Origin of the sequence: Sphingobium sp. B1D7B, assembly GCF_025961965.1 — a bacterium.
GTDB lineage: Bacteria > Pseudomonadota > Alphaproteobacteria > Sphingomonadales > Sphingomonadaceae > Sphingobium.
In genome coordinates this window covers 145052-161869 of record NZ_JAOQOR010000002.1, presented here as the reverse complement: position 1 = coordinate 161869, position 16818 = coordinate 145052, and the positions used below count along the sequence as shown (strand labels likewise).

The following is a 16818-nucleotide window of genomic DNA, read 5'->3' as shown; positions in this document are numbered from 1 at the left end:
GCCCCGCCCAGGGTGGCGCCGGAGACATTGACCGCCTTGCCGACACCCGCATTGCGATCGACAAAGGCCATCGTGCCGCCGGACAGCGTCACCGTCTCACCCGCCACCACATTCTGCAGGCCACCGAACGTGCCGGTCGCCGCCGTGGTACCGTCATACTCCTTCGTATTCACCGTCACGGAGGTGGTCAGCACGCGCTGCGTAATCGCGCCCGATGCATCGACCAGCGTCACCACATAGTTGTTGCCGCCATTGCCGTCATTGACTGCATAGCCGGCATCGACGCGAAGCGCGCGGCTCCCCGCATTCTTGTTGTCGAACGATTGGGTCGCCGTCACGCTGTCACCGGTCATAAGACCGGTGCCGGACACCGTGCCCGTCGAGGTGCGAGTGCCGTCATATTGGCGGATGTCGGTCACCGCGGTCAGCACCAACGAAGCCTTGGTGATATCCGCTACGGCATCGACGATCGGTGCCAGCGTGTAATTGGCCGCATCCGTCCCGCCCAGGACAGCATTCGACGCCGTGACGATCTTGGCAGTTCCCGCGTTGCGATCCGCGAACGACAAGGTCGCGGTCGCGGTGACATTGTCTCCGCCGATCAGGTTCTGCAACGACCCGAACGTGCCCGTCGCCGCAGTCGTGCCGTCATAGACCTTGTTATCGGCCGTGACGGCAACCGTCAGCTGACGCAGCGCGATAGTGCCTGCGCCATCGACCGTCTGGACGATGTAGTTCGCGCCACCATTGCCGTCGTTGACGGTATAGCTGGTGACGTGCAGCGCACGGCTGCCCGCGTTGCGGCTGTCGAACGCCTGCGCAAGATTTGTGACGGTGTCGCCGGTCGCGAGACCGCCAATGCCCACCGATCCGGTCGAAACGGTCGTGCGATCATAGGTCTTGTTCTCGTTGGCGGCCGTCAGGATCAGCGTCGCGCGGGACACATCCGCAAGGGCGCCGACCGTGCTGGACGCCAGCACGTAATTGCCGAGCGCGTTGCCATCGAGCGCATAGTTCGTCAGCGTCACGCCCTTGCCGGTGCCAGCGTTGCGATCCGCCAGCGTGCCGGTAACGCCGGAGACGTTCAGCATCACGCCGTCGGTCGCCATGAGCGACTGCGTCGCCGAATCCGCATTGGCAACAGTCAGCACCAGCGTGCCCAGCTGCCCGGTCCCCAGAACGGTGGTCCCGTCGTAGGTTTTGGCGCCCCGGCCCGCCACGTCGATCGTGACCGTGCGTGCGAAGATGGTGCCGATGTTGGCCGAGGCGGAACTGGATTGCAGGGCATAATTGCCCGCATCGTTCCCGCTCAGGTTCATCCCGGTGATCGACACCGTCTTATTGGTGCCGGCATTCTTGCTGTCGAAGGTCGCGCCGGTGTTCGACACGATCACATCATCACCGCTGATGATGCCGCTGAGATTGGCGCCGCTCAACGTCGCAGCGTCAGTGCCGTCATAGACCTTGGTGACGGTGCCGGTGAGCTGACCGGTCAGCAGCTTTTGCGCGATCGTGCCGACCGCATCGACCTTCACGACCGTATAGTTGCCGCCACCATTGCCGTCGCTGATCGTCCAGGCATTCGCGCTCAGCGTGCGGTTGCCCGCATTCTTGCTGTCGAACGCCTGTGTCAGGCCGCTGATGCTGTCGCCCGCAACGAGGCCCGTATGCGTGACCTGACCGGTCGAAACCGCCGTGCCGTCATAGGTCCTGCTGTCTGCCGCTGCGGTGAGCGTCAGCGTTGCCTTGGTGATGTCGGCGACACCCTGCAGCGAACCGTTGGTCAGGACGTAGTTGCCGAGGCTATTGTTGGTGAGGCCGTAGTTCGTGAGCGTCACGCTCTTGCCGTTGCCGGCATTGCGATCGGCGAACGTGCCGGTGACACCGCTCACGTCCGTGCTCACCCCATCGCTGGCGAGCAGCGCCTGCGTCGTCGCATCGCCATCGGCGAGGACGAAGGTCAGTGCGCCCAGCTGCGCCGCTGTCAGCGCCGTCGTACCATCATAGACCTTGGACGCATTGCCTGTGGTGCTGATCGCGATCTGGCGCGCCAGGATCGTGCCGACCGCCGCCTGGGTCGAGGTCGATTGCAGCGCATAGTTGGCCGCATCGGTCCCGTTCAGGGCCAGACCCGAGATCGTCACGATCTTGTTCACGCCGACATTCTTGTCGTCATAGGTGGCGCCGGCGCTCGACACGCTCACCACATCACCCGCGACGATACCGGCGAGGTTGGCTGCGCTCAGCAGCGCCGTATCGGTTCCGTCATAGGTCTTGCTGATCGTGCCGACGATCTGGCCAGTGAGCAGCTTCTGCGCGATGGTGCCGGCCGCATCGACCTTCACCACCGTATAGTTGCCACCGCCATTGCCGTCGTCGATCGTCCAGGCATTCGCGCTCAGCACGCGGTTGCCAGCATTCTTGCTGTCAAACGCCTGCGTCACACCGGTGATCGTGTCGCCCGCGACCAGACCGCTATCAGTCACGATCCCGGTCGAAACCGCCGTGCCGTCATAGGTCCTGCTGTCTGTCGCTGCAGTGAGCGTCAGCGTCGCCTTGGCGACATCCGCCACACCCTGAAGCGAACCGTTGGTCAGGACATAGTTGCCGAGGCTGTTGTTGGCGAGGCCATAGCCCGTCAGCGTGACGCTCTTGCCGTTTCCGGCATTGCGATCGGCCAGCGTGCCGGTGACACCGCTCAGGTCCGCGCTCACCCCATCGCTGGCAAGCAGCGCCTGCGTCGTCGTATCGCCATCGGCGAGGACGAAGGTCAGTGCGCCCAGCTGCGCCGCTGTCAGCGCCGTCGTGCCATCATAGACCTTGGACGCACTGCCTGTGGTGCTGATCGCGATCTGGCGCGCCAGGATCGTGCCGACCGCCGCCTGGGTCGAGGTCGATTGCAGCGCATAGTTGGCCGCATCGGTCCCGTTCAGCGCCAGACCCGAGATCGTCACGGTCTTGTTCACGCCGACATTCTTGTCGTCATAGGTGGCGCCGGAACTCGACACGCTCACCACATCGCCCGCGACGATACCGGCGAGGTTGGCGGCGCTCAGCAGCGCCGTATCGGTCCCGTCATAGGTCTTGCTGATCGTGCCGACGATCTGGCCCGTGAGCAGCTTTTGCGCGATCGTGCCGGTCGCATCGACCTTCACCACCGTATAGTTGCCGCCGCCATTGCCGTCGTCGATCGTCCAGGCATTCGCGCTCAGCATGCGGTTGCCAGCATTCTTGCTGTCGAACGCCTGCGTCACGCCGCTGATCGTGTCGCCCGCGACCAGACCGCTATCGGTCACGATCCCGGTCGAAACCAGTGTCCCGTCATAGGTCTTGCTGTCGGTCGCCGCCGTCAGAGTCAGCGTCGCCTTGGTGATGTCAGCCGTGCCGTTCGCCGTCGCCGCAAGCTGATAGTTCAGCGCGTCAGCGCCCGTCAGCGTGAGACCGCCGACAGTCACCGCCTTGCCGATACCCGCATCGCGATTGAGGAAGGCAAGGACGCCGTTCGACAGGTTCACCGCAACCGTGTCACCCGCGATGATACCGTTCAGCCCATTGATCGTGCCGGTCGCGGCGGTCGTGCCGTCATAGACCTTGTTGTTGATCGTGACATCGGCGCTCAGGGTCTTAGGCGTGATCGTGCCCACGGCCAGTTGCCCAAGGGTGACGGTATAGTTGGCACCGCCATTGCCATCGATGACCGAGTAGGTGTCGACCTGGAGGAATCGACCCGCGGCATCCTTGGCATCGAAGGTTTGGGTCGCAATGACCGCATCGCCAGAAACCAGACCGTTAGCCTGGACGATCCCCGCCGAATTGACCGTTCCGTCATAAATCTTGGTATCGGTGACCGCGTTCAGGGTCAGTGCCTTCGGCGTGATGGCGCCCGTCCCCGAAGCGACGCTGCTCAGCACATAATTGGCCGCATCCGCGCCGCCCAGCGCAGACCCGGTGACATTGACGGTCTTGCCGTAACCGACATTGCGGTCGGCAAACGTCAGCGTACCACCGGAAATCGTGACATCATCGCCAGCGATGAGGTTCATCAACGCGTCGAACTGCCCGGTCGCTGCTGTCGTGCCGTCGTAGATTTTGGTGTCGACCGTGACCGAGGCGGCCAGCGTACGCCGGGTGATAACGCCAGCAGCGCTGTCAAGGCTGACAGTGTAATTGCGGCCGTTGTTGCCATCGAGAATCTGATAGTTGCCGTCGACGTTGATCGTGCGGCCACCTGCATTCTTCGTATCGTAGGACTGCGTTGCGCTGAAGCTGTCACCGACCATCAGCCCCGTCGCCGTCACGGCAGCGGTCGATTGGGTCAGCCCATTATATTCACGGCTTTGGGTCGTGGCGTGCAGAACCAGCGCAGCGCGTGCGACATCCGCGGTCGCGTCGGCGATCGTAGCGAGGACATAGTTTCGCGCGTCCGTCCCGGTGAGCGCTCCATTCGAGGCCGACACCACTTTACCGGTGCCTGCGTCGCGCGTGTCGAACCGCAAGGTCGCTGCAAAACCCAGCGCGTCTCCCGACACGACATTGATGAGCGGGCTGAACGTGCCGGTCGCGACGGTCGTGCCGTCATAGACCTTGTTGTCAGCCGTCAGTGTGGTGGAAACGAGCCGCTTGTGGATCGTGCCCGCACCATCGACCATCGTGACCGCGTAGTTGGCGCCGCCATTGCCATCGACAATGCTATAGGTGTCGACGACAAGCCGACGCGCGCCGGCGTCCTTGTTGTCGAAGCGCTGCGTCGCCGTGACGCTATCGCCCGCGATCAGACCCGACGATGCGACCGTGCCGACCGATCCGGTGGTGCCGTCATAGATCCGCGTCTCACCGCTCGCCGTAAGCGTCAGCGCCTTTTGCGCGACATCGGCGAGACCGATCACCGCTCCGGGCGCCAGCACATAATTGCCGTCGCCATTGTTCGCGAGCAGGAAGCCGGCAAGCGTCACGCCCTTGCCGGTTCCGGCGTTGCGATCCGCCAGCGTACCGGTCATTCCCGATGCGTCGAGCGTGACACCGTCCGTCGCCAGCAGGGCCTGCGTTGCCGCATCGCCATCCGCAGCGGTCAGTGCCAGCGAACCGAGCTGGCCGGTGCTGAGCGCCACGCTGCCGTCATAGGTCTTCGCGCCGCGCCCGGAGACGCCCACCGTGACCGTCCGTGCGACGATCGCACCGATATTTGCCGAGGCGGAGGTCGATTGCAGGAGATAGTTGCCCGCGTCAGCACCGCCCAGGACCATGCCCGACACAGTAACGGTCTTGCCGGTGCCGGCATTCTTGCTGTCGAAGGTCGCGCCGGTGTTCGACACGCTGACGAGATCGCCCAGGACGACGCCGCTGAGGTTCGATCCGCTCAGAACCGCCGTGTCGGTACCGTCATAGATCTTGCTGATCGTGCCGGTGAGATTCCCGGTCAGCTGCTTGCGCGCGATCGTGCCGATATTGTCGACCAGCACGACATGGTAGTTTGCACCGTTGTTGCCGTCATTGATCGCATAGGCGTTGACCTTGAGCGCCCGGCTGCCGGCATTCTTGCTGTCGAATACCTGGGTCGCGGAGGTCAGCTGATCGCCGCTAACGAGACCCGACTGCGAGACCACGCCGCTCGAGGCAACCGTGCCGTCATAGATTCGGCTGTCCGCCGACGCCGTCAGCGTCAGCGTCGCCTGGCTGATATTGGCGACCCCGTTGACTACCGTGCCCAGCGTGTAGTTCGCGGCATCAGCGCCACTGAGATTCCAGCCGCTGGCGGTGACGGCCTTGCCATTGCCGGCATTGCGATCGACGAAGGCGAGCTGCCCGCCTGAGGTGACAACCGTGTCGCCGCTGACGACGTTTGCGAGCGTGAGCGTACCGGTCGCAGCGGTCGACCCGTCATAGACCTTGTCGTTGGCGTTGGCCGTTGCGGTCAGCTGGCGCTGCGCGATCGTGCCCACGGCCGCCGAACCGACGGTGACGACATAGTTCGCGCCGCCATTGCCGTCCGAGACGATATAGCCGCTGTCGACCTGAAGCGCGCGGGTGCCCGCATTCTTGCTGTCGAACGACTGGGTCGCCGCGACCGTGTCGCCCGCCACGAGGCCGCTGATCTGGACCGCATCGGCCGAAGCCGTGGTGCCGTCATAGACCTTGTTGCCCGCAACCGCCGTCAGGGTCAGCCCCTTGGCCGTGATCGTTCCGATCGTGCCGGTAATCGCCGACGCAAGCGAGTAGTTACCCGCATCCACACCCGACAGGGACAGCCCCGAGACGGACACCGTCTTGTTGGAACCCGCGTTCCGGTCGTCATAAACGGCGGTCCCGGTGACAAGCGCCACCGTATCGCCGCCGATATTGCCGGTCATGCTGTAGTTGGCATTCGTCAGCGTCGCGCTGGTCGAGCCATCATAGACCTTGGCTGCCGAACCCGTCAGTGACAGCGACAGGGCCTTCTTGAGGATCGTGCCCAGACCGCTGGCCGTGCTGCTCGCCAGCACATAGTTGGCGGAATCCGAGCCGGTTATCGTGAGATTGCTCACGGTAACGGCCTTGCCGGTGCCCGCGTTCTTGTCTGAATAGACGCTCGTGGCGCCCGCGCCCAGCTGCACGGCATCGCTGCCGATCACACCGGTCAGCGACAGGTCGCCCGCGCCGAGCGTAGCCGATGCGCTGCCGTCATAGGTCTTGGTGAGGTTCGTTACCGACGCCGTCAGCGTCTTGGCGGTGATGGTGCCGATATTGCCCGAGACGCTGGCGGCCAGCGTATAGTTACCAGCATCCGACCCCGAGAGCGTCAGGCTGTTGACCGTGACGGTCTTGCCGGTCCCGACATTCTTGTCGTCATACGTGCCGCTGCCTGCGACCAGCGCGGCATTGTCGCCGCCGATGAGGCCGCTGAGGGCGAAATTGCCGGCAGCAAGCGTTGCCGTCCTCGTGCCGTCATAGACCTTGCTGGCCGTGCCGGTCAGGCTGACCGTCAGCGCCTTGGCGAGAATGGTGCCGTTCGTGGTCGAAACCGTATTGGCGACCGTGTAGTTGCTCGCATCCGCGCCGGACAGCGTCAGACCTGCAACCGTGACGCTTTTGCCGGTGCCCGCATTCTTGTCGGCATAGGTCGCGACAGCGCCGGCTCCGTTGGTGACGGTATCGCCAGCCACGACGCCCGAAAGCGTGATGTCGCCTGCGGAGAGATTGCTGAAGATATTGCCATCATAGGTCTTGCTCAGCGCGCTGACGCTTGCGGTGAGCGTCTTTGCAGTAATGACGCCGATCTGGGCCGATGCCGTGGCGTTGACCGAATAGTTCGCCGCATCCGTGCCGGAAAGCGCCAATCCCGTGACGGTGACGGTCTTTCCGAAACCGACATTCTTCGTGTCATAGCTCGCGGTGCCGCCACTCAAGGCGACGGTATCGCCACTGAGGACGCCGGTGAGCTGGTAGTTGCCAGCCACTGTCGTCGCGGCAGTGGCACCATCATAGACCTTGCTGACCGTGCCGCTAAGATTGGCCGTCAGCGCCCTGGCCGTGATCTCGCCGATATTCGCCGTGATCGTATTGGCGGCGATCTGGTATCCATAGATCCGGTTCACGCCATTGCGCGCGACGAGCGCAAGATCGGTTGCGGTGATCGTCTTGCCGGTGCCAACGTTCTTGGTGTCGAAGGTCGCGGTGGAATACACCGTCCCGGTGTCGCCGTTCAGGAGACCCGTGAGGACATAGTTCGACTGGGCGAGGTTTGCCGTGTTCGTGCCGTCATAGACGCGACTGTACTGCCCCGTCAGCGTGACGGTGACCGTCGGCGAAACCGTGTAGAGGAAGCCGTTGCCCGAACCGGCGGGACCGCTCGATCCGTAGGACGCCCCATATTGCACGAAGGCAGCCGTCAGCCCACCGGCCGTGTCGAGGGAGGGATCCTGCGACCACACCAGCCAGCGGCTTCCGCTGTTGACCGTCAGCACGTTCGCACCGGCATTGTTGACGAACTTGCTTCCGCTCACGAGCTGGAGCGGCGAGATCGCGTCCGAACCGGTGGCCGTGAGCGTCGTGCCCGCGTTGAGCGTCAGGTCGCCGATCGTGCGCAACGCAGCCGTGCCGAACCTGTTCGTGCCGGAGATCAAAAGCGGGCCGGTGTTGACCAGCATCATGCCGTTGGCGATGTCGATATTGCCGAGTGCGGCGATCTCGTTGCCGGATCGGCCGAACGACACTTCGTTCGCACGACCGGTCAGCTTCGTTGCGGTAAGATCGACCGACTGGGTGACGTTCGCCTCGCCAGTAAGCACCACTTCCTTCATCGACAGCCCGCCGCCGCCGGCGTTGGACAGCGTGAGGATTCCCTTCGACCCCAGCGTGATCGAGCGGTTGAACGCGTTGTAGCCGCTGACCGACCGGAAGTTGATCGAGGACGCGCTGTTGTCGCCGAACTGCACCACCGCCGGCCCACCGCTGGCGACCGAGGTGATGGGATTCGTGGCGACGAAAATGTTCTGGTCGATCGTCAGCGAACCATCGTCGAGCGCCGTGAACAGCAGGGTGCCCGCAGGCGCGAACACCACCGGCCCGCCCGCGCCGCCGAGCGACATCGAATTGGCCTTCAGCTTCGCCGTACCCGCGGTGCTCGCGGTGCCGATGCGGTAATAGCTGCTCGACGAATGCTGGATGCCCTTGCCCGCGCCGTTGTCCACGCCGGTCAGGGTGATGTTGTTCGTCGCGTCGATAAGCCCGGTGGACGTGCCCGCCTCCAGCGAGATGCCCGCATTGGTGGTGCCCGTGCCGGTCGCGGTGCCGGTGATCGAGACGTCCTTGCCCGTGACCGTGCTGCTCATGAGAACGCCGTACGAACCGGCGCCGCCCCCGCCCACGCCCTTGACGGTGATGGTGCCGCCCGTCAGCGACTGGGTTGCGCCGGTTGTACCCGCGATCACGACGCCGCGCGTGGCGTTGCTAGTAGTGCCGCGCGTCGAGCCCGAGATGTTGATCGCGCCGGTCGTCAGCGCAGTGACGCGCCCGGTGCCGCTGGTGCTGACGCCCGGACCGGTCCCGGTCGATGCGCCGAAGAGCGTGACCGCACCGCTTTCGGCGGACAGGGTGAAGTCCTTGACCTCGACACCCGCGCCCGCGCTGCTGCTCAGGCCGTAGATCGAGAGGTTGCCCGCCCCGATGACGCCGATGTTGGCGATCGATACGAAGCCGTTGACCGAGCGGAGTTCGAGGTCGCCGCCGGTGGTGTTCACGCGGCCGCCGATGCCGGTGATGACGGCACCGGTCGCCTGCATGGTGGCGACGAAGTTCGAGCCCGCGATGGTCGGATCGCTGATCGCGGCCAGCGCGCCGGCGCCGCCGCGCGCGAGGAAGTTGCCGCCGTTGGTATTGACGACGCCCGAGCCGGACACGCCGACTGTCGCGCTGGTGGGACCGCTCGCGGTGGGATCGGCGCCGCCCTGCAGCGTCACCGCCATCTTGCCGGTCGTGGCGTTGATCGACGAGGACACGTCGACATTGCCATAGGACTTCAGCGTCAGCGAAGCGGCGCCGGCGCCGGTCTTCGCGATCTTCGACGCCATCGCCATGTTCTGCTTGGTCGTGATCGTCATCGCGCCCGAGCCGGTCTGCTCGATCCACTGCGCCGGAGCGTTGGAGGACGGAGTAGACTGCACGACTTGGTTCGCGAAGATTGTCAGGTCACCCGGCGTCTTGATGCCGTCGGAGGTGAATGTCCCCCCTGCTGTGACCGTGGTAGCCTTGTTGGCCGACTGAGTGATCATCGCAGTCGTGATGGTCGTGCCAGCAGCGAGGCTGATTACACCATCGACATTTTGTTTGATCGCTTTGGCCGTAAATGAAGTACCGGCAACTACATCAATATTAGAATTGGCGTTCAATATCCCGTATAGGTATGTATCGACACCACTGCGCAACGTTACTTGGCCACCAACATCTATATTGTCAAGTATCGAAATATATCCCGCAGAAGATATATTTAGATCGCTTGCACTTGTGATGAAAGACTTGAAAAGTACGTATCCGTCGGTACTTGCAATTCTACTAGCTGTGCCGCCCGTTTGAGTGGCCGCTGCATGCCAATCAATGTTCTTGTTACCCTGAATGTTAATTGCGCCACCCGACGTGATATTCGTCGAGACGTAAAGCCCGGCTCCGATGCTTACAGACCCGGCGCTCAAGCCAGTACCTGTTACGCTCAGACCGCCTGTTCCGGCCGTGATGGTTACGGGCAAGCTATTGTTGCCGGTACCGAACTGAACTGCGGCCGGGAAGCTGTTCGAACTTACGATCGCGCCAGTCTCACCATAAACCGTCAACAGGCCGGTGATCGTCTTCAGCTTGAACGCGCCCGTTCCATCGACCAGCACGCCCTGCTGGCCGGTCACCGATGCCTTGCCCTCCAGCGTCAGTGCGCCCGTAGCGCTGATGTCGGTGGTGCTGGACACGTTCTGGCGCCAGATGCCGATGTTATTCGTCGATGTGCCCTTCAGGACCATGTCGCCCGTCGAGCTGTACGTACCGCCCGCGAAGGTGATGCCCGCACGCGAAACGGCGGTGCCGGTCATGAAGACGCCGCCGGTGCCGCCGGTTACCGTGGCGTTGTCGTTAATGTTGATGCCGTCATAGCCGCCGCTGCCCGAGGTGCCGGTGATCGTGATCTTGCCGGCGCCGGAGGTCGTGACCTGCGGATTGCTCTGCAGGCTGACGCCGATCTGGGTATTGCTGTCGCCCTTGAGCGTGATGTCGCCGCCCGCGGCGCTCAACGCGCTTGCCAGGATGCCATACGTCCCCGGCGCGCTGCCGGTGACGGTGATGTTGCCGCCGCCGGTCGACACCGCGCCGCCGTTCAGCTTGACGCCGACATTGGACGTCGTGATGCCGACCGCCGCGCCGCCCGCGGCCGATCCGCCGCCGATGGTCAGGTTGCCGCCATTCGTCGTCACCGTCGAATTAAGCTCGACATAGCCCGTCGACGCATCGTTCGAGCGGCTGTTGAGCAGGACGTTCAGCGCGCCCGCGTTCGACGTGATCGCGCCGCTGAAGACGACGTGTGAGTCCGCGCGGACGGTCAGGGTCGACGCATCGGTCGCGGTGTTCTTGGTGACGGAGGCCAGCGTCGCGGTGGCGCCCGACGTGACGGTGATGTTGCCCTTGCCCGCCGTGGTGATAGCGCCGAGCGTCGTGTTGCCGGTCGATGTCGTAACGATGGCGCCGTTGCCGGTCTGGCCGATCGTGCCCGTCGAGATCGTTCCGTTGGAGGCCGTCAGTGTCGTATCGCCGCCTGCGCTCAGGGTCGTCGTACCGATCGAGGAGCCGGCTGTAATGGTCAGCTTGCCCGCCGCGCTGGTAGCCTGACGCAGCGTGACGCTGGTGCCCGAGCCGGACGCGTACAACAGATCGGCGGCGCCGCTCTGTGTGAAACTGTCCCAGGCGACGGAGCCGGTCGTGCTGGTGATGCTGCTGTTGCCGCCCGCGGTCTGGGTGGTTGTGATGCGGCCGTCGATCGACTTGTTGCCGCTGATCGTGATGGCATTACCGGAAGTGATGGTGGTCACCCCGGAGTTTGGCACCATCAGGCTATAGGCTGCATTGCCCAGCGCGTTGCCGACGATGTTCAGTCCGCCGGTGCCGGCGGTGATCGTGACCGGCGTGGCCTGATTAACCGTACCGAGTTGGATTGCCGCGAGATAATGCGAAGAATCCAGCGCGGCGTTGCCGCCGTCACCCTTCAGCGTCAGCAGACCGGTGGTCGTGCGGATGGTGAAGTTCGTCGACCCGGCGACGCTGACGCCGGTCTTGCCGGTCGCGCTGGTCTTGCCATACAGGGTCAGCGCCCCCGTGGCGCCGACGGTGGTCGGATTGGCCGTGGTGGAGCGATAATAGCCCGATCCCGTCGTCGCCGTGCCCAGCACGCTCATGTCGCCAGCCGACGTGAACGTCCCGCTGCCCATGAACACGCCATAGCCGTCGGTGGCGGTGCCGGTCAGCGTGACGCCACCGGTGCCGCCGGTGACCGTCGTACCGTCGCTGAACGACACGCCGGTGTTGCTCCCGGTTCCGGTTACCGTGCCGGTCAGCGTGACCGTACCCGAACCGCCGGTCGTGACGGAGCCGTTGGTGAAGGTGGCGATGCCATGGCCACTACTGGAGTTGCCGGTCACGGTGATATTGCCGCCACCGGCATTCAGGGTCATGAGGCGGACCGCCGAATTCCCCGCCGCGTTGCCGAGAATGGAGATGGCACCACCCGCTGTCGTGATGCTGCCACCGATGTCGACGCCGACATACGATGTACTACCGCCGCTCGCCGCGCCGCCCGCGGCCGATCCGCCGCCGATGGTGACGGATCCACCCCCCGTCGTGATCGCCACGCCGGACGACAGCTGAACCCACCCGGTCGCGGCATCCGTCGAGCGGCTGTTGAGCAGCACGTTCAGCGCACCCGCGGTCGTGCTGATGTTGCCGGGGATGGTGAGGTTGTTCTTCGCCCGCACCGTCAGCGTCGAGGCGTCGGTCGCGTCGCTCTTCGTGATGGTCGGCAGGGTCAGATCGCCTGCGCCATTGGTGAGCGTGATATTGCCCGTGCCCTTGGTGGTGATCTGTCCCGAAAACGTCAGGCCATCGCCCGACGTGACGCTGATGATACCATTGCCGGTCTGCTCGATCGCTCCGACGGTGACGGTGGAGCCGGTCTGGGTGCCGCCGGTGACCGTCAGGTCCGCCCCCGCGCGAAGGGTCGACGTGCTGATGCCGTTGACCGCCGTCAGGCTGAGCGTGCCGGCCGCATAGGTCAGCCCCTGCTGCAAGGAGATCCCACCCGCCGAGTTGACGGTCAGATTGCCGGCGTTCTGTGAGAAGGTTCCCCAGGTTATGCCGCCGGCTGTGGTGGTCAGCGTACTGGCACCGCCACCCGTCTGGGTGGCGTTGCCATAGAAGAAGATATCCTTGTTCGCCGTGACATTGATCGCCCCGGCCGAGGTGACCGTGGCGTAACCGACCCGGGGAAAGGTCAGTCCCAGGGTGGCGCCGCCGACGCCATTGGCAATGATGTTCAGGCCGCCGGTACCCGCCGAGATGGCGACGGTGGGCGAATAGCTGTTGGTCCCGAACAGGATCGCGCTTTTGTAGAGGTTGTTGCCGGGATTGGCGCCGCCCTCACCCTTCAGCGTCAGCAGGCCGGTGGTCGTCGTCAGGTCGAACCGGTTCGTGCCGTCGATGAAGATACCCTGATAGCCGCCCGTTCCGGCCTTGCCGTCGATCGTCAGCGCACCCGTCGCCGTGATGCTCGAATCCGCACCGCCCTTATAGACGCCATAGCCGGTCGACGAAGTTCCGGTGATGCTGACGTCACCTGTCGCGCTGATCGCCCCGCCGGCGAGAACGACACCGCTCCCGCCCGCGGTCCCGCCCGACGTACCGGTCATGACGACGCCGCCGGTGCCGCCGGTGACCGTTGCGGAGGTGTCGAAGGACAGGGCGTCTCCCGAACCGGACGTGCCGGTCATCGTGATCTTGCCGGCGCCGGAGGTTACCAGCCGCCCGTTGCTCTGCATCCTCAGGCCCCGGCCGGTGCTGCTGGTGCCGGTGAGGGTGATGTTGCCGCCGCCCGCATCGACATTGGTGACCAGCGCACCGAGGCTGCTGGTCGAACTCCCGGTGATCGTCACGTTGCCGCCAGCGGTCGTGATCGCGCCGTTGATGTTGGCGCCATAGCCGGCGCTGTCGGTCGCCGCGCCGCCCGCGGTCGATCCGCCACCGATCGTCACGTCGCCACCCCGCGTCGTGATTGCATAATTGACAAGCACGTAGCCGAGTGCCGCATCGTTCGAACGGCTGTTCAACACGACGTTCAGCGCGCCCGCGCCCGATTCGGCACTGATGACGTTGTTGGTCGTGATGTTGGCGTTGGATTTGACCGTCAGGGTCGACGCATCGGTCGCCGCAGCCTTCTTGGTGATCGTCTGCAGGCTCATGTTGCCTACCGACACCAGGTCGATCGCGCCCTTGCCCGCCGTGGTCAGCGTGCTGAGCGACAGCGTCCTGCCCGAATTGATGTTGACGACACCGTTGCCGGTCTGGTCGATCTGGCCGCTGAAGGTGACCGATCCACCGGTGGTTGCACCGGCGATGGTCAGGTCGCCGCCCGCTTGCAGCGTCGTTCCGCTGATCGTATCGGTGGCGCGAAGATCGAGTCCGCCTGCCGAGCTGACCAGGCCCCGCGTCAAATACATCGCGCCGTTGTTCGCCTGAAGCCGCAACAGTGCGGCGGTCGACTGTTGGTCGAACTTCCCCCAGCGGAGTGCCCCCTGCGTGTTGGTTATCGTGCTGTTGCCGCCGCCGGTCTGCACGGCGTCGATTTCCGCATAGAGCGTATTGTTGCCGCTGACGTTGATCGCCCCGGCCGACGTGATCGTGGTAAAGCCGCCGTTGGGCGACATGATGCTGTACCCCGCGCCGCCCAGCGCTGTGCCGACCATGCTGAGGCCGCCGGCGCCGGCAGTGAGGACGACCGACGTGGCGTTGTTGTTCGAACCCAGCTGGATCGCTGCGGCATAGTCGTTCGACGTATTGTAGGCAGCGTTGCCGCCGGTGCCCTTGATGGTCAGCAGCCCGTTGGTCGTCGTCGCCTTGAATGCAGCGGTGCCGTCGACGACCAGGCCCTGCTTGCCCGTCGCCCCGGTGATACCTTCCAGCGTCAGCGCACCCGTCGCGCTGATGTCCATCACACTCGCCACGTTGCCGCGCACGAAGCCCCGGCCCGTCGTGGACGTGCCGGTGATCGTCATGTCACCGGTCGAACTGAACGTACCCGAACGCAGGAAAACACCAGCTTCGCCGGTGTTGGTGCCGGTGATGACGACCCCGCCCGTGCCGCCCACGACCGTGGCGCCATCATTGAAATCGACGCCGAAATTGCCCGTCGACGCCGTCGTGCCGGTGATCGTGATCTTGCCGGCACCGGATGTCCTGGCTTGTGGGGTGCCGTTGGTGACGACACCCCCACCGGTGCTGCTTTCACCGATTAGCGTGATATCGCCGCCGCCGGCGTTGATCGAGTTATAGACGACCCCGTAATTGGGCGCGGACTTGCCCCGGATCGTGACGTTGCCGCCCGCGGTCTCGATCGCTCCATAGAAATAGGCCGCGTTGCTGGTGCTGCTCTGCGCCGCGCCACTTGCCGACGAGCCGCCGCCGACAAGAAGATAGCCGCCATTGGTCGTGATGGCCGTCGAACCCCCGACATACCCCTCCGCGCCACCGCTGGCGCGACTGTTCAGTACGACGTTCAGTGCGCCTGCACTCGACGTGATCGCGCCGTTCACCTGGATGTGACGGTCCGCGATCAGCGACAGGGTGGCGGTACCGCCGCCCGACTTGGTGATCGGCGCGGACACAATGATGTCGCCATTGCCGCCAGCGGCGCTGGCGGTGCTGATGGTGACGCTGGTGCCCGCGCTCAGGCTGGAATTGATCGTGGCGTTGTTGATCGTCGACGATGCCGCCGCCGGGGTGAAGACGTTGGGCGACCCGCCGTTGAAGCTGCCGTTCGAGCTCGCGGCGGTCGAAATGGTGATATCCGACGGATCGAGCAGCCACTGGCCCGACACGCCGCTACCCGCCTTCGCATCGACGGTGCCGAGCGCGTTCAGGACGCGCAGCGACGATGTCTCGACATGCCCGCCATCGGTCGCGCCGCCTGCGGCAATCCTGCCCAGAAAATTGGTGTAGTTGTCCGACCACAGCACGGCCTTGCCGCCTTCGCCTGCGCTGCCCGAAACATCGATCTTCGCCGTGTCGGCCATCACGACCGCGTCTGCGCGAGCGATGTCGTGGTCTGCAACGCGCAGCGACCCGACGGTGCCGCCCTGCCAGTCGCCACCGACCAGTACGCTGCCGCCGCGCGTGCCAGCCGCGTCCAACGTTGCGCCGCTGTCGAGCAGCACATTCTTCGCAGTCGCCTCGATCGCGCCGCCGGCGCCGTCTGCCCGGCGCGCGGTCAACGTGCCCGAAATCCGCGCTTCGCCGCCTTCGGCGGTCAGGAAGATGCGGCCATCTTTTGCGGACACACCTCGGGCGTTGATTACGCCGCCCGTGTTGCCAGCGAGCGCATAGATGTTGCCGCCCTGCGCACGCAGTTCGGCTTCCGCCGCCTGGATCGCGCCGCTGTTGGTGACAGACGTGCCAGCGCCGCCAACGACGACCGAGAACTTGCCCGCCGACTGCGACTGGTCGCGCAGCAGCACCTGATAGCCCGCGAGCAGACCCACAGTGCCCTTCGTGGCGGAGATTTCGCCCTCGTTCGTCACCTTCGACGCCACGAGCGCAACGTCACCGCCCAGGCTGCCGATCTTGCCGTAATTGACGATCGGCGCTTCGCTTGTGCCGGACAGGCCCAGATTGCCGCCAGCCATGAAGCTGGCATTGTCGAGATCCTGGGTCGAGCCGACGAACCGGCCTCCGACATTGATCTCACCGGTCTTGCCGATGACGATGCCGTTGCGGTTGATGAGGTACACTGACCCCTCGCCCTTCATCAAACCGTCGATGACGCTCGCTGACGTACCGTTCACGCGGTTCAGCGTGGCGCCGTCCGTTCCATTCTCGAACGAGACGGTCGCCCCCCTGGCGATCGAAAAGCCGTCCCAGTCGATGATCGCTTTCGTGCCAGCCTGACGAACGGTCATGTCCATGCCGCTCGACTGGACTGTTGCCTGACCGGCGACGACCTGCCCGCCCGTCGGCAAGGACTGGGCGAAGGCAGGAGCGCTGAAAGGCACCAAGCCCGCCAGCGACAGACCGAAAATGGGTGCCGAAGCAAAGAACCTAAAGCGG

The 16818-nt window shown here is 64.6% G+C and carries 1 protein-coding gene; it reads right to left on the bottom strand.

Annotated features, from left to right (window positions below):
- Window positions 1–16763: YDG domain-containing protein (locus M2336_RS17980; RefSeq protein WP_264593385.1), on the bottom strand; the 16763-nt coding region annotated here is incomplete at its 3' end.
- Window positions 16764–16818: the final 55 nt, after the last annotated feature.